Origin of the sequence: Streptomyces sp. NPDC020807, from assembly GCF_040641575.1 — a bacterium.
Lineage (GTDB): Bacteria > Actinomycetota > Actinomycetes > Streptomycetales > Streptomycetaceae > Streptomyces.
In genome coordinates this window covers 35692-55900 of record NZ_JBFADU010000009.1, presented here as the reverse complement: position 1 = coordinate 55900, position 20209 = coordinate 35692, and the positions used below count along the sequence as shown (strand labels likewise).

Annotated in this window: 21 protein-coding genes; 14 read left to right on the top strand and 7 right to left on the bottom strand. The window is 73.1% G+C overall.

Annotated elements, in window-relative coordinates; genetic code table 11:
- The first annotated feature begins 3 nt into the window (after window positions 1–3).
- The 4 genes from sufC to AB0G79_RS16410 are packed head-to-tail and all read left to right on the top strand — an operon-like array spanning window position 4 to window position 2846.
- Window positions 4–768 carry a Fe-S cluster assembly ATPase SufC gene (sufC, locus tag AB0G79_RS16425; protein ID WP_030692513.1) on the top strand — a complete coding sequence of 255 codons (765 nt, stop codon included), beginning with the start codon at window positions 4–6 and terminating at the stop codon, window positions 766–768.
- Complete coding sequence (locus AB0G79_RS16420) at window positions 765–2033, top strand: cysteine desulfurase (protein WP_360806789.1); 1269 nt, start codon at window positions 765–767, stop codon at window positions 2031–2033. Before sufC ends, AB0G79_RS16420 begins: the two co-directional genes overlap by 4 nt.
- Before the next feature lie 10 nt (window positions 2034–2043).
- Window positions 2044–2511, top strand: a complete 468-nt coding sequence (sufU, locus tag AB0G79_RS16415; RefSeq protein WP_360806786.1) for a Fe-S cluster assembly sulfur transfer protein SufU — start codon at window positions 2044–2046, stop codon at window positions 2509–2511.
- Entirely contained in the window at window positions 2508–2846 is a 339-nt protein-coding gene (locus tag AB0G79_RS16410; protein ID WP_351794751.1) for a metal-sulfur cluster assembly factor, read from the top strand. The genes sufU and AB0G79_RS16410 overlap by 4 nt, the downstream gene beginning before the upstream one ends.
- Before the next feature lie 78 nt (window positions 2847–2924).
- Here the strand turns inward: AB0G79_RS16410 and AB0G79_RS16405 are convergent, their stop codons facing one another.
- On the bottom strand, window positions 2925–4016 hold the full coding sequence (locus AB0G79_RS16405; RefSeq protein ID WP_360806782.1) for an oxidoreductase: 1092 nt from the start codon (window positions 4014–4016) through the stop codon (window positions 2925–2927).
- Window positions 4017–4078: 62 nt separating this feature from the next.
- Between AB0G79_RS16405 and AB0G79_RS16400 the strand changes: the two genes are divergently transcribed.
- From AB0G79_RS16400 to AB0G79_RS16385, 4 genes are all read left to right on the top strand, one after another.
- Window positions 4079–4399, top strand: a complete 321-nt coding sequence (locus tag AB0G79_RS16400; protein ID WP_360806779.1) for a multidrug efflux SMR transporter — start codon at window positions 4079–4081, stop codon at window positions 4397–4399.
- Complete coding sequence (locus AB0G79_RS16395) at window positions 4399–4983, top strand: TetR family transcriptional regulator (RefSeq protein ID WP_360806776.1); 585 nt, start codon at window positions 4399–4401, stop codon at window positions 4981–4983. The genes AB0G79_RS16400 and AB0G79_RS16395 overlap by 1 nt, the downstream gene beginning before the upstream one ends.
- A gap of 44 nt (window positions 4984–5027) precedes the next feature.
- On the top strand, window positions 5028–6014 hold the full coding sequence (gene dapD, locus AB0G79_RS16390; protein ID WP_360806773.1) for a 2,3,4,5-tetrahydropyridine-2,6-dicarboxylate N-succinyltransferase: 987 nt from the start codon (window positions 5028–5030) through the stop codon (window positions 6012–6014).
- Between the two features lie 89 nt (window positions 6015–6103).
- The gene (locus AB0G79_RS16385; protein ID WP_360806770.1) at window positions 6104–6322 is read left to right on the top strand and encodes a hypothetical protein; all 219 of its coding nucleotides are present in this window, start codon (window positions 6104–6106) and stop codon (window positions 6320–6322) included.
- Here AB0G79_RS16385 and dapA read toward each other — a convergent pair.
- On the bottom strand, window positions 6295–7185 hold the full coding sequence (dapA, locus tag AB0G79_RS16380; RefSeq protein WP_360807066.1) for a 4-hydroxy-tetrahydrodipicolinate synthase: 891 nt from the start codon (window positions 7183–7185) through the stop codon (window positions 6295–6297). The genes AB0G79_RS16385 and dapA overlap by 28 nt on opposite strands.
- Before the next feature lie 140 nt (window positions 7186–7325).
- On the opposite strand from dapA, the gene AB0G79_RS16375 reads away from it, so the two are divergent.
- Window positions 7326–8063: an SDR family NAD(P)-dependent oxidoreductase gene (locus tag AB0G79_RS16375; protein WP_360806767.1), complete on the top strand. Its 738-nt coding sequence runs from the start codon at window positions 7326–7328 to the stop codon at window positions 8061–8063.
- Between the two features lie 46 nt (window positions 8064–8109).
- On the opposite strand, the gene AB0G79_RS16370 is transcribed toward AB0G79_RS16375, so the two are convergent.
- A complete protein-coding gene (locus AB0G79_RS16370) occupies window positions 8110–8553 on the bottom strand; it encodes a GNAT family N-acetyltransferase (RefSeq protein WP_360806764.1) in 444 nt (147 codons plus the stop codon).
- A 37-nt stretch (window positions 8554–8590) separates the two neighbouring features.
- Window positions 8591–10429, bottom strand: a complete 1839-nt coding sequence (locus AB0G79_RS16365) for an endonuclease/exonuclease/phosphatase family protein (RefSeq protein WP_360806761.1) — start codon at window positions 10427–10429, stop codon at window positions 8591–8593.
- 273 nt (window positions 10430–10702) lie between these two features.
- Between AB0G79_RS16365 and AB0G79_RS16360 the strand changes: the two genes are divergently transcribed.
- From AB0G79_RS16360 to AB0G79_RS16350, 3 genes are all read left to right on the top strand, one after another.
- On the top strand, window positions 10703–12196 hold the full coding sequence (locus tag AB0G79_RS16360) for a hypothetical protein (RefSeq protein ID WP_360806758.1): 1494 nt from the start codon (window positions 10703–10705) through the stop codon (window positions 12194–12196).
- Window positions 12197–12384: 188 nt separating this feature from the next.
- Window positions 12385–13803: an alkaline phosphatase PhoX gene (locus AB0G79_RS16355; RefSeq protein WP_360806755.1), complete on the top strand. Its 1419-nt coding sequence runs from the start codon at window positions 12385–12387 to the stop codon at window positions 13801–13803.
- Window positions 13804–13880: 77 nt separating this feature from the next.
- Window positions 13881–14624, top strand: a complete 744-nt coding sequence (locus tag AB0G79_RS16350; protein WP_360806752.1) for a GntR family transcriptional regulator — start codon at window positions 13881–13883, stop codon at window positions 14622–14624.
- A gap of 79 nt (window positions 14625–14703) precedes the next feature.
- Here AB0G79_RS16350 and AB0G79_RS16345 read toward each other — a convergent pair whose 3' ends face one another.
- Window positions 14704–15933, bottom strand: coding sequence for a TerD family protein (locus AB0G79_RS16345; RefSeq protein ID WP_360807065.1), 1230 nt, complete (start codon window positions 15931–15933; stop codon window positions 14704–14706).
- A 98-nt stretch (window positions 15934–16031) separates the two neighbouring features.
- Between AB0G79_RS16345 and AB0G79_RS16340 the strand changes: the two genes are divergently transcribed.
- Window positions 16032–17000, top strand: coding sequence for an AraC family transcriptional regulator (locus AB0G79_RS16340; protein ID WP_360806749.1), 969 nt, complete (start codon window positions 16032–16034; stop codon window positions 16998–17000).
- Between the two features lie 289 nt (window positions 17001–17289).
- On the opposite strand, the gene AB0G79_RS16335 is transcribed toward AB0G79_RS16340, so the two are convergent.
- Window positions 17290–18099 carry an NAD(P)-dependent oxidoreductase gene (locus tag AB0G79_RS16335; RefSeq protein WP_360806746.1) on the bottom strand — a complete coding sequence of 270 codons (810 nt, stop codon included), beginning with the start codon at window positions 18097–18099 and terminating at the stop codon, window positions 17290–17292.
- 256 nt (window positions 18100–18355) lie between these two features.
- On the opposite strand from AB0G79_RS16335, the gene AB0G79_RS16330 reads away from it, so the two are divergent.
- Window positions 18356–19513, top strand: a complete 1158-nt coding sequence (locus tag AB0G79_RS16330; RefSeq protein WP_360806743.1) for a hypothetical protein — start codon at window positions 18356–18358, stop codon at window positions 19511–19513.
- Here the strand turns inward: AB0G79_RS16330 and AB0G79_RS16325 are convergent.
- Window positions 19499–20200: a GntR family transcriptional regulator gene (locus AB0G79_RS16325; RefSeq protein ID WP_360806740.1), complete on the bottom strand. Its 702-nt coding sequence runs from the start codon at window positions 20198–20200 to the stop codon at window positions 19499–19501. The two genes, AB0G79_RS16330 and AB0G79_RS16325, sit on opposite strands and share 15 nt — an antisense overlap.
- Between the last annotated feature and the right edge of the window lie 9 nt (window positions 20201–20209).

Genomic DNA, 20209 nt, shown 5'->3' with positions numbered 1-20209 from the left:
CCCATGGCAACGCTTGAAATCCACGACCTGCACGTCTCCGTCGAGGCCGAGAACGGCCCCCGGGAGATCCTCAAGGGTGTCGACCTGACCATCAAGCAGGGCGAGACCCACGCCGTCATGGGCCCCAACGGCTCCGGCAAGTCGACCCTGGCGTACTCGCTCGCGGGCCACCCGAAGTACACGGTCACCGGCGGCACCGTCACCCTCGACGGCGAGGACGTCCTGGAGATGTCGGTCGACGAGCGCGCCCGCGCCGGCGTCTTCCTGGCCATGCAGTACCCGGTCGAGGTCCCCGGCGTCTCGGTCTCCAACTTCCTGCGCACCTCCGCCACCGCCGTCCGCGGCGAGGCGCCCAAGCTGCGCACCTGGGTGAAGGAGGTCAAGTCCGCGATGGAGCAGCTCCAGATGGACCCGGCCTTCGCCGAGCGCAACGTCAACGAGGGCTTCTCCGGCGGTGAGAAGAAGCGCCACGAGATCCTCCAGCTGGAGCTCCTCAAGCCGAAGATCGCGATCCTCGACGAGACCGACTCCGGCCTCGACGTCGACGCGCTCCGCATCGTCTCCGAGGGCGTCAACCGCGTCCGCGAGACCGGCGAGGTCGGCACGCTGCTGATCACCCACTACACGCGCATCCTGCGCTACATCAAGCCCGACTTCGTGCACGTCTTCGCGAACGGCCGCATCGCCGAGTCCGGCGGCGCCGAGCTCGCGGACGTCCTGGAGAACGAGGGCTACGACAAGTACGTGAAGGGTGGCGCGTCCGCGTGACTTCTGCCCATCAGGGGCTCTCCGGCCTCCTCGACACCGAGGCGATCCGCAAGGACTTCCCGCTCCTGGATCGCGTGGTCCACGACGGCAAGAAGATCGTGTACCTGGACTCCGCGGCGACCTCGCAGAAGCCGCGCCAGGTCCTCGACGCGCTGAGCGAGTACTACGAGCGGCACAACGCCAACGTGCACCGCGGCGTCTACACGGTCGCCGAGGAGGCGACGGCGCTGTACGAGGGCGCGCGTGACAAGGTCGCCGCCTTCATCAACGCCCCGAGCCGCGACGAGGTGATCTTCACCAAGAACGCCTCGGAGTCGCTCAACCTCGTGGCCAACATGCTGGGCTGGGCCGAAGAGCCCTACCGCGTGGACCACGAGACCGAGATCGCCATCACGGAGATGGAGCACCACTCCAACATCGTGCCGTGGCAGCTGCTCTCGCAGCGCACGGGCGCGAAGCTGAAGTGGTTCGGCCTCACCGACGACGGCCGTCTCGACCTCTCCAACATCGAAGAGGTCATCACCGAGAAGACCAAGATCGTCTCGTTCACGCTGGTCTCGAACCTGCTGGGAACGGTCAACCCGGTCGAGACGATCATCCGTCGCGCGCAGGAGGTCGGTGCGCTCGTCTGCATCGACGCCTCGCAGGCGGCCCCGCACATGGTCCTGGACGTGCAGGCGCTCCAGGCCGACTTCGTCGCCTTCACCGGCCACAAGATGTGCGGCCCGACCGGCATCGGCGTGCTGTGGGGACGGCAGGAGCTCCTGGAGGACCTCCCGCCCTTCCTCGGCGGCGGCGAGATGATCGAGACCGTCTCGATGCACTCCTCGACCTACGCCCCGGCGCCGCACAAGTTCGAGGCGGGTACGCCCCCGATCGCCCAGGCCGTCGGCCTCGGCGCGGCCGTGGACTACCTGTCGGCGATCGGCATGGAGAACATCGCGCGCCACGAGCACGCGATCACCGAGTACGCCGTCCGCCGCCTCCAGGAGGTTCCGGACCTGCGGATCATCGGCCCCACCACGGCCGAGGACCGCGGCGCGGCGATCTCCTTCACGCTCGGCGACATCCACCCCCACGACGTGGGCCAGGTGCTCGACGAGGAAGGCATCGCGGTCCGCGTCGGCCACCACTGCGCGCGCCCGGTCTGCCTGCGCTACGGAATTCCGGCGACCACGCGAGCGTCGTTCTATCTGTACTCCACTCCGGCCGAGGTCGACGCCCTCGTCGCGGGACTGGAGCACGTACGGAACTTCTTCGGGTAGGGGTACGGTCGTGAAGCTGGATTCGATGTACCAGGACGTCATCCTGGACCACTACAAGCACCCGCACGGGCGCGGTCTCCGGGACGGCGACGCCGAGGTGCACCACGTCAACCCGACGTGCGGCGACGAGATCACGCTCCGCGTGAAGTACGACGGCTCGCGCATCGCGGACGTGTCGTACGAGGGCCAGGGCTGCTCCATCAGCCAGGCCTCGGCCTCGGTCCTCAACGAGCTGCTCGTCGGCAAGGAGCTCGCCGAGGCGCAGAAGATCCAGGGCACCTTCCTGGAGCTGATGCAGTCGAAGGGCCAGATCGAGCCCGACGACGCCATGGAGGAGGTCCTGGAGGACGCGGTCGCGTTCGCGGGCGTCTCCAAGTACCCGGCCCGTGTGAAGTGCGCGCTGCTCAGCTGGATGGCGTGGAAGGACGCGACCGCCCAGGCTCTGGGAGACGGTGTCGCTGAGAGGAAGTCGGCATGACCGAGAACGCCGAGGCCACGATGAAGCCGGCCTCCGAGGAAGAAGTCCGCGAGGCGCTGTACGACGTCGTCGACCCCGAGCTGGGCATCGACGTCGTCAACCTGGGCCTGATCTACGGCATCCACATCGACGACTCGAACGTCGCGACCCTGGACATGACGCTGACGTCGGCGGCCTGCCCGCTGACCGACGTGATCGAGGACCAGGCCCGCTCCGCGACGGACGGCATCGTCAACGAGCTGAAGATCAACTGGGTCTGGATGCCCCCGTGGGGCCCGGACAAGATCACCGACGACGGCCGCGAGCAGCTCCGCGCGCTCGGCTTCAACGTCTGATCGACGCCCGTACGCGAGAACGGCCGCACCCTTCGGGGCGCGGCCGTTCTCGCGTGTCCGGTGTGTCCGGGAGGGAGCTCAGAGGCCCGCGGCCCGGGTCAGGTCCGCGGCCAGGTTCTCCTTGCGGATGCGGAGGTCGACGTAGAGCAGGGCCGTCGTCATCGGGGGGAAGACCGAGACCAGGATCTGGCTGACCATCTGGCCGAGGAAGACGAAGACGGCGACGATCACCACGAAGACGACGGCCGCGCCGGCGCTGTCGCCGCCGCTCGCGCCCATCAGGGGGATCCACATCAGCAGGGACAGGATCTGCTGGACGACCATGGCGACGGCGTTGACGATGAGGCTGATCAGCAGCAGGGTGCCGAAGGAGCGCCACCAGTTGTCGCGGACCAGGGCCGAGGAGCGGCTCATCGAGGTGAGCGCGCCCTGGCGCTCCATCACCGCCACCGAGGGGGCCAGGCTGAACTTCACCCAGAGCCAGACGGACACCGGGGTGAGGAGCAGGGCGAGGCCGATGCCCACGAGGGGCAGGGCGATGTAGTCGCCGACCGGCGGGTCGTCCGAGTCGATCGCGGCGCTGAACGCCCCGAAGAACATGCCGATGAAGCCCGCCACCGCGAGGAGCAGCGGGAGCATCGTGGCGAGGCCCGTCAGGAGGGTCGCGCCCAGGACCGCCCCCGTCCGGGACCAGGCCCGGCGCCACAGCTCGCCGAAACCGAGCGGGCGGCCGAGGACGGCCTCCTGGATCACGACCGGGCACGCCGCCGAGAGGAGGGCCGCCGCGACGATCATCGCCGCGACGGCGACGAGCCAGACGACGCCGAAGGCCACGAGCAGCGGCCGGACGTCGTCCCACTGCGGTTCCTGGGCGTCGGGCAGGTCGAAGACGGCGGGGAGGCCGTCGGCCACGGCCGCGTAGGCGAGGCCGATCGCCGCGAGGACGACGACGATCGCGGCGCCGTAGACGGTGGCGGCGACGCCGAGGAGCTGCTTCCAGTGGCGGCCGAAGGCGGCGAACGTCCCCGACAGGATGGCGCCGACCCCGAGTGGCGCCAGGGGTATGACCCCGGGCTTCGGGGGCGGCGGCGGACAGCCGGGGCCGTATCCGTACCCGTACCCGTACCCGTGTCCGGTGTCGTACGGCGGCTGCCCTGGGGGAATCGTCATGGGGGGCACGATATCGGCCACCCATGCGTACTGTCGTACATTTGTTGTGTACGCTCGTACGCATGGGATACGGACTCCTCGCGGGCGCGATCGCGGCCGAGATCCTCGCGACGACCTCGATGAAGTACAGCGACGGTTTCACCCGGCTCTGGCCCTCGCTGGTCACCGGCGTCGGCTACCTCGTCGCCTTCGCCCTCCTCGCCCAGGCGCTCAAGACCCTCCAGGTCGGCACCGCCTACGCCATCTGGTCCGGCGTCGGCACCGCCGCCGTCGCCACCATCGGCTTCCTCTTCCTGGGCGAGAGCCTCAACGCCGCGAAGATCGCCGGAATCGTGCTCATCATCGCCGGGGTCGCCGTCCTCAACCTCGGTGGTGCCCACTGATGACCCGGACCAGGCGGTACGACCCCGAGCGCCGCGACCGGATCGTCGACGCCGCCCTCCGCGTCGCCCACGACGGAGGGATCGCCGGCATCACCCACCGCACGGTGGCCGCCGAGGCGGACGTGCCGCTCGGCTCGACCACGTACCACTTCGGCTCCCTCGACGAACTCCTCGTCGCCGCCCTCCGCAAGGCCAACGAGGGCCTGGGGCGGGTGCTGAGGGACGGGCTCGGCGACGCAGGCGACGGCGGAGGCGACGAGCTCGCCGCCACCCTCGCGCGGCTGCTCGGCGAGTGGCTCGGCGGCGAACGCGCGCGCGTGGAGCTGGAGTACGAGCTCTACCTCGCCGCCCTCCGGCGGCCCGCCCTGCGGCCCGTCGCCGCCGAATGGGCCGACACCGTCACCGCCGCCCTCGCCCCGCGCACCGACCCCGTCACCGCCCGCGCCGTCGTCGCCCTCGTGGACGGCGTCTGCCTCCAGGTCCTGCTCACCGACGGGACGTACGACGAGGAGTTCGCGCGCGAGATGCTCGCCCGGGTCCTGGCAGGGGCCCCGGAGAGGCCGACGCGTTCGACCGCCACCTGAGACCGGTTGGCCCGGGCGGGGGCCCGCCGGTTAGGTTTTCCGTCATGACCACCACTGCTCCCCGCACCACCGGCGCCGTCGCCGCCGGCCTCGCCACCCTCGCCGGTGACGGCTCCGTTCTCGACACCTGGTTCCCCGCCCCCGAGCTGACCGACGAGCCCGGCCCCGCCGGCACCACCCGGCTCACCGCCGACGAGGCCCTCAACGCCCTCGGCGAAGGCGCCGTCAAGGCCCTCGGCGTGGACGCCCGCCGCGGCGTCGAGGTGGTCGCCGTCCGCACCGTCATCGGCTCCCTCGACGACAAGCCGCTCGACGCCCACGACGCCTACCTGCGCCTGCACCTGCTCAGCCACCGGCTCGTCCAGCCGCACGGCCAGAGCCTCGACGGCGTCTTCGGCCTCCTCACCAACGTCGCCTGGACCTCGCTCGGCCCGGTCGCCGTCGACGACATCGAGAAGGTGCGGCTCAACGCCCGCGCCGAGGGCCTGCACCTCCAGGTCACCTCGATCGACAAGTTCCCCCGCATGACCGACTACGTCGTCCCCGCCGGCGTCCGCATCGCCGACGCCGACCGCGTCCGCCTCGGCGCCCACCTCGCCGCCGGCACCACCGTCATGCACGAGGGCTTCGTCAACTTCAACGCCGGCACCCTCGGCACCTCGATGGTCGAGGGCCGCATCTCCGCCGGCGTCGTCGTCGGCAACGGCTCCGACATCGGCGGCGGCGCCTCCACCATGGGCACCCTCTCCGGCGGCGGCAACGTGATCATCTCCATCGGCGAGCGCTGCCTCATCGGCGCCGAGGCGGGCGTCGGCATCGCCCTCGGCGACGAGTGCGTCGTCGAGGCCGGCCTGTACGTCACCGCCGGCACCCGGGTCACCATGCCCGACGGCCAGGTCGTCAAGGCCCGCGAGCTCTCCGGCGCCTCGAACATCCTCTTCCGCCGCAACTCGGTCACCGGCGCCGTCGAGGCCCGTCCGAACAACGCGGTCTGGGGCGGCCTCAACGACGTCCTGCACAGCCACAACTGACACCACCCCGTGGCGCGGTGACTCTGCGTCAATTCCCGGCGTTAGGCCGGACGCAGAGTCACTGCACGCAATCACGGCGAGGAGTCGACATGAGGACGAAGCCCACGGTCGTCGGGGTGCTCACGATGGCGGCGGTCCTGCTGCCGGGCGGCGCGGCCCAGGCGGACGAGACGCACACCCACAACGGCCCCACGGTCACGAACGGGCCCAGTCTCTCGCTCCACACCGGTCAGATCGACGACCCGCTGGAAGACGTCCTGGAGCACGCCGCGGTCCTGGGTCACACCACGACCACCGACTCCGCCTGAACCAACGCCTCGTACGCCGCCCGCAGCCCGTCGACCGCCACCCGGTCGGCGGGCTGCAGCGGTTCCCTGAGCACCCCGCCGAGCAGCGCCTTCGCGGTCACCGTCCCGGGCAGGCCCGCGTCCATCATCAGCTCGGCCAGCGGCAGCACCCGCGCGTTCAGCCGGGTCGCCTCCGCCGTGTCGCCCGCGTCGAACGCGTCCAGGATCGCCCGGAGCTCCCGGGGGACCACGTTGGCGACGGTGCTGACGTAGCCCGCGCCGCCGACCGCGTACAGCGGCAGGTTCAGCTCCTCGCACCCCGAGTAGTACGCGAGGCCGGTCTCCGCGATCAGCCGGGCCGCGGTGAGCAGGTCGTACGAGCAGTCCTTGACCGCCACGATCCGGGGGTGCTCCGCGAGCCGCCGCATGGTCGCCGGTTCGACGCGGGTGCCCGTACGGCCCGGGATGTCGTAGACCATGACCGGCAGGCCGGTCGCGTCGGCGACCTTCAGGAAGTGCGCCTCGACCGCCGCCTGCGGCGGCCGGCTGTAGTACGGGGTGACGACGAGCAGCCCGTCGGCGCCCGCCTCCTCGGCCGCGCGGGCCAGCTCCGCGGTGTGCCGGGTGTCGGCGGTGCCGATGCCGGTGAGGACCGGCACGCCGGGGCCGACGGCCTCGCGCACGGCGCGGACCAGCGCGGACTTCTCGGCGTCGGACGTGGTCGGGGACTCGCCCGTGGTGCCGTTGAGGACCAGCCCGTCGCAGCCCTCGCCGACGAGGCGGGCGGCGAGCCCGGCGGCCTCGTCGAGGTCGAGCCCGCCGTCGGGGGTGAACGGGGTGACCATCGCGCAGAGCGCGCGGCCGAAGGGGCGTTCCGTCGTCATGGTGCTCATGCGGCAAGTCTGGGCGCGCGGGACCGTGAAGGTCCACTTAGATCTTCTTGGGCCGAGGATTCAGCTCCCGTGAACAGTCGGGTCTGGCATGATCGGCCGGGCGCGACAGGGGGACATGGAGAGAACAGCACATGAGCGATCAGCGCGTCGCACTCGTCACCGGCTCGTCCTCGGGCATCGGAGCCGCCGTCGCCCGGCGGCTCGCCGAGGCCGGACTGCGGGTCGTCGTCAACTCCGCCCGGTCGGTCGAGGCGGGCCGGGCCCTCGCCGCCGAACTGCCCGACGCCGTCTACGTCCAAGCGGACGTCTCGGTCGAGGCCGAGGCCGCCGGGCTCGTCGCCGCGGCCGTGGAGGCGTACGGCCGGCTCGACGTCCTCGTCAACTGCGCGGGGACCACCCGCTTCATCCCGCACCACGACCTCGACGCCGCCTCGCCCGAGGTCTGGCGGCACCTCTACGACGTCAACGTCATCGGCGTCTGGCAGACGATCACCGCGGCCGTCCCGCACCTGCGGAAGACCGGCGGCGCGGTCGTCACCGTCTCCTCGCAGGCCGGGGTCAGGCCCGGCGGAAGCGCCATCCCGTACGCGGTCTCCAAGGCGGCCGTCAACCACATGACGAAGCTCCTCGCGAAGACCCTCGGCCCGGAGATCCGGGTCAACGCGGTCGCGCCCGGCCTGATCGACACCCCCTGGTTCGACGGGGTCGAGGGCGCCGAAGCAGCCAAGGAGCACGTCGCCGCGGTGGTGCCGCTGCGCAGGACCGGCCGCCCCGAGGACGTCGCGGGGGCCGTCTTCGACCTCGCCCACTCCCCGTACATCACCGGCGAGGTGCTCCTCGTCGACGGCGGCGGGCACCTGCTGGGCTAGGGCCTGTCCGGCGGACCAGGGTCGGACAGGCCCCGGGAGGCGCCCGTCAGAGCGGCAGCTTGAAGCCGTCGTGGCTGCGGGCGAAGCCCAGCGAGGCGTAGAAGCGGTGCGCGTCCGTGCGCCGCTTGTCGCTCGTCAGCTGGACCAGCGCGCAGCCGCGCCCCGCCGCGCGCGCCACGGCGGCCTCCATCAGGGCCCGGCCGAGGCCGGAGCCCCGTCGGTCGGCCCTGATCCGGACCGCCTCGATCAGCGCCCGCTCGGCGCCGCCCTTCCCGAGGCCCGGGATGTACGTGGCCTGGAGGCAGCCGAGGACGAGGCCGCCGTCCACCAGCACCAGCACCTCGTTGCGCGGATCGGCCCCGATGTCCGCGAACGCCCGCTCGTGGGCGGCGGTGACGGTCGTCGAGGCCGGGTCCGTCACCCGCTCCTCGTCGGCGAGGAGCGCGAGGACGGCGGGCAGGTCGGCACGGGTGGCGGGGCGCAGGATCACGGCCCGCAGTCTCGCACGCCCGTGCCGGCTCACCGCACTACGGGCGGAAGCGCAGGACCTGCGGGTCGTGGTCGCTGTCCTGGTCGGCGAACTCCGCGTTGATGTGCACGCTGTCGTACTCGAAGTGGTGCACGCCGAAGCTCGTCAGGATCTGGTCGAGGACCTGGCTGTTGCCCTGGTAGACGTACGAGTACCGCTCGGACTCGGGCAGCGACGTGATCGCCGGGAGCAGCGCCCCGCCGTCCGTCAGCGCCCGGGTGGTGCCGGAGAACTCGAAGTCGTTGATGTCGCCGACCACGAGGACGTCGGCCTGCTTGTCGAGCGCGACGATGTCCTTCACGAAGGCGTTGACGGCCTGCGCCTGGAGGAGGCGCTTCGCCTCGGAGGAACGGTTCGGCGGCTGGTGGTGCGAGACGATCGACTCGTCGCCGCCCTTCGAGCCGAAGTGGTTGGCGACGACGAAGACCGTGCGGCCGCGGAAGACGAACTCGCCCGCGAGCGGCTTGCGGCTGCTCTCCCAGGCGGTGTTCGCCGGGTCGATGCGGCCGGGGGAGGAGGTGAGGGCCGGGCGGCCCTTGCTGCCCGTGACGGTGGTGGCCGTGGTGGCGTCGCCGCCCGCGCGGTCCGTGAAGGAGACGCGCTCGGGGTTGAAGAGGAAGACCTGGCGGATGTTGCCGCCGGGCTCGCCGCCGTCCTTGCCGTTCTGCGGGTCGATCGAGCGCCAGTCGTAGGCCGGGCCGCCGGCCGCGACGATCGCGTCCGTGAACTTCTTGACCGTCTGGTCGGCGGCGACCGTGCCGTCGTTCTTGGCGCCGTTGTTGTCCTGGATCTCCTCCAGGGCCAGGATGTCCGGCGAGGCGAGGTTCTCGACGACGGCCTTCGCGAGGGCGTCGAACTTCGCCTGCGGGTCGCTCGGGTCGAGGTTCTCGACGTTGTACGTCGCCACGGCCAGCTCGTTCTTGTGCTGCTTCTCCGTGACCTCGCGCTCCAGGCCGTTGTCCTGGACGGTGCCGAGGGTGCGGGCCGTCAGCGTGTAGCCGCCGAACTGGTTGAAGTCGAGCGGGCCCTCGGTCTCGCCGGTGAGCACGTCGCCGACGTTCGCCTTCGGGAACGGCTGCTGGGCGAGCGGGACCAGCGACTGGATCTGGAGCCGGCCGGTGTTCTGGGACTCGTACGAGCCGTAGACCGTGCCGCCGCGGACGTTCGCGTTCTCCTCGGGCTTCACCGTGACCCACAGCTCGGCGTACGGGTCGGTGGCGCCGACCACGCGGGACTCGCCGATCCGGACGTTCGTGCCCTCCAGGGACTCGTAGTAGTCCAGGGCGTACGTCTCCGGGTCCAGCTCCAGGTTGTTGATCGAGCCGCCGTCGGCCGGGTCGCCCGCCGGGGTGTACGCGTCCGGGACGGAGTCGGCGTCGATGGTCACCGGGGCCGGGACCGCGTTGCCCTTCGACAGGACGGTGATCACCGGCTTGGAGATCTGGGTCAGCGACTGGTTGCCGGAGGTGAGGCCGCCGGGGACGTACTCGGTGACCGTGCCGTTCAGGCGGACCGCGTCGCCGACGGCGACGGTCGGGACCGAGCTCGTGAAGACGAACAGGCCCTCGCTGGTCGCCGGGTTGCCGTCGCCCTCGGGGTCCTGGATCCAGAAGCCGCGCGAACCGTAGGTGCGGACGGCGGTGACGACGCCCGTCACGCCCGTGACCTGCTTGCCCGCGAGCGGGGAGACGCGGGTCGTGCCCTGGATGTCGTGGACGCGGACGTTCGCGGCGGTGTCCTCGGTGGCCGCGTTCGCCGAGCCGGCGAGCAGGCCGGCGGCGAGAGCCGCGGCGACGACGGCGGAGACGGCGGCGGTTCTCGGTATGGAGGAAGACATCAAGGGCTCCGGAGGGTGCTTGGAGGAACGGCAGATGGTTCTACGCGCGTCAATCTCTGGTGAGAAGGGGGAACTTGTCAAGAGTCGACGGGTGTACGAAGGCTGACTGATATGTGAACCGGCGGACGGACCGCCCGGAACGTCTACCCTGAGTACCGCTCTTTCGCCGTACGGAACCCGCGTACGGCACCCGCTCGCGGCGCCGCGGGACCGTCGGGTCCGGGCGCCGGCACCGCATCCGTTCCTTCCGCACGCGTCGAGGAGAACCCCCACATGTCAGCCGAGCAGCCCACCCTTCCCCCCGTCCGGCTTCCCGCGGACGCGGAGCTGGCGCGGGAGGCACTGGCCGCGCCCCTGGTCGCCCGGGCCGTGCGGCTCGCCCGCTGGGCCGGGCCGGAGACGCGGGTCGGCGCGGGCGGCGAGCTCGTCGACGAGCAGCTGCCGGAGGCGGTGGAGGTCCTGGGGCTGACGGTCCCGGCGGACGAACTCGGCGGCGAGGAGACCGAGGCGTACGAGGACGCGGTCGAGGAGGCCGAGATCCTCGCGGGCGACGCGTGGCGGCTCGCCGTCGACACCGGCCTCGTCGAGGTCGAGGACGGCGCGGACGACGACACCCCCGGCGCGGCCGGGCCCGGCGAGAACCTCGCGCTCGTCACCGGCGGTTCGCCGCAGGACGTCCTCGCGCTGTGGCTCGACGGCTTCGACGCGGTCTTCGGCGACGCCGTCGCGCCCGTCCTCGGCGAGCTGGACACGATCGTCGGCGAGGACGGCGAGATCGACTTCGAGTCGCTCGACTGGGACCCGGAGGCGGAGGCGGAGTTCCTGGAGGGCGTCCTCGGCAACCTCTACCTGCTGACCGTCAGCGAGGGCGGGCCCGGCGAGGGGCCCGTGCCGCTGCCCGCGCTCGCCGCGTCGATGGTCGTCCCCGACGACATGGGCGAACCGACCGACGACATCCTGGAGCAGGTCTCCGACGCGATGATGCGGCTCGACGAGCAGTTCCGGCTGCTCGAACCGATCGGGCTCGTCGAGTACCAGCCCGTCGACGAGGCCCTCATGGCCGAGGAGGGCGAGGAGCCGGCCCCGCCCGTCGACGACGAGGACGTCACGCGGTACGGCATGGTCCGGCTCACGCCGCTCGGTCTGTACGGGGTCAGGGCCCGGATGCTGGACGCGGGCGTCGACGCGCCGGCCGTCGGCGACCTCGCCGACCGGGGCGCCGACGTCCTCCTCGCCGGCGTCGCCGCCTACCCGGAGGCCGCCGCGCGCGCCGAGACGGCGGGCTGGCTCGCCGGGCGCGACGCGCGGGACGCGGCGCGCGAACTGCTCGCCGCGGCACGCGGCGCCGACGCGGGCTCGCCGCTGCGGCGCCTCCACTGCCAGCAGGCCCTGTCGCTCGTCGGCGCGGAGGCGGAGCCGGCGGTCCGCGAGGTCCTCGACGACGCCGAACTCGGCGGCCTCGCGCGGGTCTGGCTCGCGGAGCGCGGCGCGGTGGACGTGCCCGCGCCCTCCGAGGCGATGATCTTCTGGCTCGCCATCGACACGATCGCGGCCCAGCTCGACGCGGCCGGCGACCTGGAGGAACTCCAGGAACTCATCGAGGGCCTCACCGGCCGCCACAGCGGCTTCTTCGACGAGGCCTGGCGCGTCGACCACCCGGCGACGGCGGAGGTCCTGGAGGCGATGGGCCGCCTCCACCGCGACAGGACCACCGCAAAGGAAGCCCGCAAGTCCGCCTTCAAGGCCCGGTCCCGCACGGGCAACTGACCTTCGGCGGACCGGGCCGGGACCGAGGCGCCTACCGGGGCCGGCGACCGGGGCGCCTACCGGGGCCGGCAGCCGGGGGCGGGGGCTTCGCGCCACCCACGAGCGTTCCCGTGGTGTTCAAGTGGCGTTCGTGGGCGGGCGGGAGGGTGGGCGGGAGAAACCGGACGTCCCAGGGAGACCCGTTCACCATGCCTCTCAACCGCAGAGAGTTCGCCAAGCAGTCCGCCGTCGCCGGTGCGGGGCTCGCCCTCACCGGGGCCGTGGGGGCCCTCGCCACCGCGCCCGCGGCGCTGGCCTCCGACGAGCCGTCGGCGCACGGGGAGGGGCGCGGGCAGCGGCTCGGGTACGGGGAGCTCGTCGCCGACCCGGCGGGGATGCTCGCGCTGCCCGCCGGGTTCTCGTACCGCGTCCTCACCCGCGCCGGTGTCACCCGCCTGGAGAGCGGCGAGTTCACCCCGCAGAAGCACGACGGCACCGCCGCCTTCGCCGGTCCGCGCGGGACCACGTACCTCGTCAACAACCACGAGCTCAAGGGCCCCCGCTCGAAGTGGGACCACCCCGTCCCGCTCACCGAGGGCCTCGTCTACGACCCGGCCGCCTCGGGCGGCTGCACCGTCGTCGAGGTCCACCGCGACGGCACCGTCTCCGAGTGGGTCGGCATCGCCGGCACCTCCACCAACTGCGCGGGCGGCTCCACCGCCTGGGGCACCTGGCTCACCGGCGAGGAGAACTCGGACCTCGCCGGCGTCAACGGCATGACCCGGGACCACGGTTACGTCTTCGAGGTCGACCCCCGCGACGCCCGCGCCAACCGCGACCCCCGCCCGGTCAAGGCCTTCGGACGGTACGACCACGAGGCCGTCGTCATCGACCCCAGGCGCGGCCACGCCTACCTCACCGAGGACGCCTCCAACCCCAACGGCCTGCTCTTCCGCTGGACGCCCCCGCAGGACTTCGAGCACGGCCGCGGCCGGCTCCGCGCCCTCGCCGACGACGCCGGCGTCCTGCAGGCCGCCAAGTGCATCGACTCCTCGGGCCGCTTCGTCGACGACCTCTCCCGCGCGACGCGCATCGGCACCGTCTACGGCGTCGACTGGACCGACGTCCCGGACCGCGACGCCCGCACCACCCCCGTCCGCAAGCAGTTCACCGGCGGCCAGGTCACCCGCGCCCGCAAGCTGGAGGGCATGTGGTGGGCGGACGGCGGCGCCTACGTCGTCTCCTCCTACGCCCGCGAGGAGAGCCCCGGGGCCGCCCACGACGGCCAGGTCTGGTTCTACGACCCCAAGCGGCGCACCCTCACCCTCAAGGTGCTCCTCGGCGTCAACGCCGCCCCCGACGAGGACGGCGCCTTCGACGGCCCCGACAACATCACCGTCTCCCCGTACGGCGGCATCGTCATCGCCGAGGACGGCGAGGGCGTCCAGCACCTCTTCGGCGCGACCGACTCGGGCCGTACCTACCCGATCGCCCGCAACGACCTGAACGACAGCGAGTTCACCGGCGTCTGCTTCTCGCCCGACGGCGACACCCTCTTCGCCAGCATCCAGGACCCCGGCGTCATGGTCGCGATCACCGGCCCCTGGCGCCGCCAGCCCCGCCGCTGACACCTGCCGCGGGACGGGACGTGATCCCTGGTCACGTCCTGGTCACGTCCATGATCGGACAACTACGATGTCAGATCATGGACGTTTTGCGGCCCGTGAGCCGGACCCCCCTGCGTGACCGGGCGTACGAGGCGCTGCGTGAGGCCATCGTGCGCGGCGATCTCGCCCCGGGCGCCCCGGTGAACGACGCCGACCTGGCCGACGGGCTGGGGCTCTCGCGCGCTTCCGTGCGCGAGGCCCTGGCCCGGCTGTGCGACGAGGGACTCGTCGAGACCCGGCCGCAGAGCTACACCCGCGTCACGCGCCCCGTCAGCCGTGTCGTCCGCGACGCCGCCACCGTCGTCCGGGTCATGCACGAGCTCGCCGCCCGTACGGGCGTCCCGCTCCTCGGCCCTGAGGGCGTCCGCGCCATGCGCGAGGCCAACGAGCGCTTCGCGGCGGCCGTCGCCGCGAACGACGTCGACGCCGCCCTGTGCGCCGACGACGCCCTCCACCACGTCCTCGTCGGCGCCAGCGGCAACCACGCGCTCGCCGCGACCATCGCCCGCTACACCCCGCTGATCCGCCGCGTGGAGCGGCGGCTCTTCGGCGACGCCGAGAGCTGCGGCTCCGTCGACCTGCACACCCGGCTCATCGACGCCTGCGAGGCGGGGGACGCGGAGGAGGCCGTCCGCGTCACCACGGAGATCTGGGCCGCCCTCGAACAGCTCGCGGACGACGCCGTGGAGGTCGCCGAGGTCACCGGCATACCGGCCCCGGCCGTCCCGTCGTCGATGTGCGCCGTCCTGGACTGCCCCGGCCCCACGGCCGGGATGCCGTAGGGCCGGTCCCCGCACGCGGGAGGGGCGCGCCGTCCGACGCGCCCCTCCTGTGTCGTGCCCGTGTGCGTGCCCGCCGTGCCTACAGCGCCTGCGCCGCCGGCTTCACCATGCCCCGGACCGTCCGCGACTTCACGAACTCGCCCATCGCCGTCATCTCCCACTCGCCGCTGAACTGCTTGATCAGCTTGGCCATCATCACGCCCGTCTGCGGCTCGGCCGAGGTCAGCTCGAAGCGGACCAGCTCCTCGCCGGTCGTCGCGTCCATCAGGCGGCAGTACGCCTTGGCGACCTCGGTGAACTTCTGGCCGGAGAAGGAGTTCACCGTGAACACCAGGCCCGTGGCGTCGGCAGGCAGCCGTCCGAGGTCGACGACGATCACCTCGTCGTCGCCCGCGCCCTCGCCGGTGAGGTTGTCACCGGAGTGCTTGATCGCGCCGCCCAGGATCGACAGCTTGCCGAAGTAGCAGCTGTCCAGGTGGTTGCGCTGCGGCCCGTACGCGATGACCGAGGCGTCCAGGTCGATGTCCTTGCCCCGGTACGCGGGCTCCCAGCCGAGGCCCATCTTGACCTGGGAGAGCAGCGGGCGGCCGCCCTTGACCAGCGAGACCGTCTGGTTCTTCTGGAGGCTGACCCGGCCCTTGTCGAGGTTGATCTTCCCGGTGGAGACGGGCGCGGGAGCCGGCGGGACCGGGGGAGCGGCCGGAGGCGCGGGCGGGACTGCGGTGGCGATCCGCGGGTCCACCGGGGGAGCCGGCGGGGCCGGGGGGACCGGGGCAGCCACCGGCTGCGCCGCGGGTGCGGCGGGCGCCGCCGGCTCCTCCTCCACGGAGACGCCGAAGTCCGTCGCGATGCCGGCCAGACCGTTCGCGTACCCCTGGCCCACCGCGCGGGCCTTCCACGCGCCGTTGCGCAGGTAGATCTCCACGACCACGAGGGCGGTCTCGGTGGCGAGCCGCGGCGGGGTGAAGGTGGCGAGGACGCCGCCGGAGTCCGCGTCGCGGACGGTGGCCGTGGGCTCGATGCCCTGGAAGGTCTGGCCGGCCGCGTCGGGGCTCGCCGTGACGACGATCCGCTCGATGCCGGGCGGGAGCGCCGTCGTGTCGACCACGATCGCGTCGGGCGCGGTGCCGCCGCCGGAGCGGTAGGTGACACCGGGCCCGGCGGGCTGGTTGTAGAAGATGAAGTCGTCGTCCGAGCGCACCTTGCCGTTGGCGCCGAGCAGCAGGCCCGAAACGTCGAGCCGCACGGGGGCGGCGACGTCCACCGCCACGCGCGCGGCGGAGAGAGGAATGTTCGAGCCGGGGGTCATAGCGGTCATGCCAGGGGTAACGAACCGCACACCTTTGCCGTTCCCTTACCCTCATCCGGTTCGACCACAAGAAGATTCGTTCGAAGACAATGGGTGCCATGGGTGGGATCTCGTTCCGCACGCGGGACGTCGACGAGGCGCGCGAGGAGCTCGGCGCGCGGTACTACGCGAACCGCATGGACGTCCTCGGGGGCCAGGGCGGCCCCTTCGCGGCGCGCTTCGACACCGTCCAGCTCGGACCCCTCGTCCTCGGCGACCTGAGCTGCGGGGCGGACGTCCGGATGACCTTCGGTGAGCTCGGCGCCTACCACCTGAACGCCCCGCTCGGCGGCAGCATGGCGGTCCGCCAGGGCAGCGGCCCGGCCCTCGTCGCGACCGCCACCGAGGCCGTCCTGCTCGACCCCGCAGGGGACACCGTCCTCGACCGCTGGACCGGCGACTGCCGGAACCTCGCCGTGAAGGTCGGGGCGGCCGAACTGCGGGAGTGCCTGGAGCGCCTGCTCGGCCGTCCGCTGAACGGCCCGCTCACCTTCCGGCCGTACCTGGACGTCACGCGGGGCCCCGGCGCGAGCTGGGTCCGCCTCGCCCGGCAGGTCGCCGCCGAGGCCTTCGCCGGCGAGGGCGTCGCCCGGCACGAGCTCGTCGCCAAGCCGCTCCAGGAGGCCCTGCTCAACGGGCTGCTCCTGGCCGCCGACCACCCCTGGCGCGAGGCCCTCGACCACCCCGGCGAGCCCCGCCGCCCCGCGCCCGTCAAGCGCGCGATGGACGCCGTGCGGGAGCGTCCCGAGCACCCCTTCACCACCGCCGAACTCGCCGCCGTCGGCCGGGTCAGCGTGCGGCGCCTCCAGGAGTCCTTCCGGGAGTACGTGGGCCTGTCCCCGATGGCGTACGTGCGCGAGGTCCGCCTCGACCGGGTCCGCGAGGAGCTGCGGGCGGCCGCGCCGGACGAGGTGAGCGTGAGCGAGGTGTCCTGGCGCTGGGGCTTCGCCCACCAGGGGCGGTTCGCGGCCCGGTACCGGGAGAAGTTCGGCGAGACGCCGTCCCGGACGCTCAGGAACGGCGGCTGACCGGAGGGGGGCGGAGGGCCGGTCGGAGGGCTGACCGGAGGGCGGGCGCACGGCGTCGTGCCACGCCGTCGGGGGAGTCCGTCAGGTCTTCGGCAACGTCGTCGCGCAATGCGGACACCGGCCGCGTTCCGCGGCTCGCGGTGATTCCCGCCCGTGCATAACGTGGACATGTCCGGCTTTGCCAGCGCACGCCGTGACGCGGAACCTGGTCGGCTCCATCCCCCCGTAGCGGGCCGGCCGGGTGTCACCGCCGACCGCCGCGCCGGCCCCACTGAGCTCTCCCCCGCGCTCAGTGCGGCCAGCGCGGCGGGTCCACGCAGAACCGGCCGCCGAGGTACACGTCGTCGGCGCTCCCCTCCTCCGGCAGGCCCTGCTCCGCGATCAGCTTCTCCGCGTACGCCTCCGAGTCGTCCCGCGGCTCGTAGCCGAGTGCCCGGGCCGTGGAGAGGTCCCACCACAGGCGCGTGTTGGCCGAGGAGCCGTTCACCACGGTGTGGCCCACGGACTCCGCGGTGAGCGAGGCGTGGAGGAGGCGCGCGCAGTCGCCGGGGCTGAGCCAGAGCGACAGCATCCGGACCGAGGTGGGCTCGGGGAAGCAGGAGCCGATGCGGACGGAGACCGTCTCGATGCCGTCCCGGTCCCAGTAGAGCTGGGCGAGGTCCTCGCCGAAGCACTTGGAGAGGCCGTAGAAGGTGTCGGGGCGGTGCGGGGTGGTGACGGGGACCCGCGGCTCGCCCTCGCCCGGGCGGCGGGTGAAGCCGACGGCGTGGTTGCTGGAGGCGAACACGACGCGCCGGACGCCCTCCTCGCGGGCCGCCTCGTAGAGGTGGTGGGTGCCGGTGATGTTCGCGGCCACGATCGCGTCGAACCCGGCCTCCAGGGAGATCCCGGCGAGGTGCACGATCGCGTCGACGCCCCGGACGGCCTCGCGCAGGGCCGCGCGGTCCGCGAGGTCGGCGACGACGGCGTCCGGTTCGCCCGCGACGGGGACGACGTCCAGGAGGCGGAGCTCGTAGCCGTACGCGGGCAGCAGCTCCCGCATCAGCGTGCCGACGCCGCCGGCGGCGCCGGTGAGGAGGACGGTGCGGGGTGCGGGCATGGAGCGGGTCTCCTCGGTTGGGTCGCGTTCACAACCATGGACACGCTAGGGAGTGCGGCGACGGAGCGTCAAGAGCCGGTCCAGCGAGGCTTTTCCTGCCGTACCCCCAGGCCTTGACCCGCGCTTCGGGGCTGATCTAGCGTGCGCCGGGTCGTCACTGTTCAAGGATGTGGACGACTGTCGGGCCGGCCGTCGGGATGACCGTCAGGACGACCGGCAGGGCGACGGGAGCAGCGGACGGCTAGGAGGCCGGAGCGTGAGAGCGGGCGTCTTCCTCTATCCCTGGGACGTCGACGGCGACCCCGCCGCCCCCGGCCGCCTCGCCGCACTCGCCCGGCTCGGCGTCACCCAGGTGACCCTCGCCGCCGCCTACCACTCCACCCGCGCGCTCAGCCCCCGCCACCCGGCGCACCGGATCGTCACCGCCGAACACGCCGCCGTCCTCTACCCGCCGGACCCCGCCCGCTGGGCCGGCCGGGCCCTGCGCCCGTACCCGGCGGGGCAGTGGGCCCCCGGCGACGCGTACGGCCGCGCCGCGGAGGCCCTCGACGGCACCGGGCTCGACGTGCACAGCTGGGTCGTCCTCGCCCACAACTCCCGCCTCGGCGCCGAACACCCCGAGACCTCCGTCGTCAACGCCTACGGCGACCGCTACCCCTGGGCCCCGTGCGTCGCCCGCCCCGACGTCCGCGCCCTGCTCGTCGGCCTCGCCGCCGAGGCCGCCGTGCGGCCCGGCGCCGCCGGCACCGAGCTGGAGTCCTGCGGCTGGTACGGCTTCGCCCACCTCCACGCCCACGACAAGACCTCCGGGGTCCCGCTGGGCGAGCGCGAGCAGTACCTGATGTCCCTCTGCTTCTGCCCCTCGTGCCGCGAGGGGTACGGGAACGCGGGCGCCGATCCCGACGCGCTCGCCGCCGCCGTCCGCGCGGCCCTCGCACCCGTGTGGGCCGGATCGGGGCCCGCCGGCGGGCTCGGCGCCCTGGAGGCACCCGCCCGCGCCTGGCGCGCCGGGGCGGCGCGCTCCTTCCAGGACGAGGCCGTGGCGGCCGTCCGCGCCGCCGCCCCGCCCGGCTTCCGCGTCCTGCTGCACGCGGACCCCGACCCGTACCGCTGCGGCGCCGACGCCGGTACGGACCCCGCGCACGTCCTGGGCCTCGCGGACGGCGTCGTCGCCCGCCCGCCGAAGGTCGCCGCCTTCGCGGCCCGCGCACGGCCCGGAACGGTCGTCGCCGCCAACCTGTCCGTCGTCACCGGCATGGGCGGCGCCCCCGCCCGCCTGGCCCGTGACGCGGTGGCCGCCCGCGCGGCCGGCGCCACCGAACTCCGGCTCTACCACGCGGGCCTGGCCTCGGACACGGACCTGGAAACCGTCCGCGGGGAGCTGCGGGCCCTGGCGGCTCTAGGGGGTGTCTGACACGCCCCTGCGGCCCTCGGCGAGGAGCCGCAGGGTCGAGGCGCGGGTCGCCGCGACATGGGCGCGGGCCAGGGACTCGGCGGCCGCCTCGTCCCCGTCCCGTACCGCCTCGAAGAGCCGCTCGTGCGCGCCGCACATCGGCTCGCCGTCCGACTCGGCCGACGTCAGCCGGAAGAGCCGCCGCAGCCGGGCGTCGAGCGGGGTCATCAGCTCCACCAGGAGCGGGTTGCCGGAGAGTTCGACGACCGACCGGTGGAAGTCGGCGTTGAGCGAGACCGCCTCGCGCAGCCGGCCCGCCGCCACCGCCCGCCGCGCCCGGGCGAGGAGCTCCTCCAGGGCGCGCAGGGCCTCGGGTCCCGCGTGCCGGGCGGCGAGACGGGCGGCGAGGCCCTCCAGGTTCTCCCGTACGTCGAAGAGGTCCTCGGCCTCCTCCGGCCCGAACGCCGTCACGACCGAGCCCTGCCGGGGCCGCACCGAGAGGAAGCCCTCCGACTCGAGGCGCTGCACGGCCTCCCGCACCGGCACCCGGGAGACCCGGAGCTCCTCGGCGATCTCGCGCTCGACGAGCCGGGTCCCCGGCGGGTACTCGGCCTCGATGATGCGCTCGCGCAGCTCCGCGTACACCCGCTCCCGCAGGGACGGCCTGGCCTCTTCTGCGACGGGGTCGCCGGGGCGGGACGGGTTCATGGGGCTCCG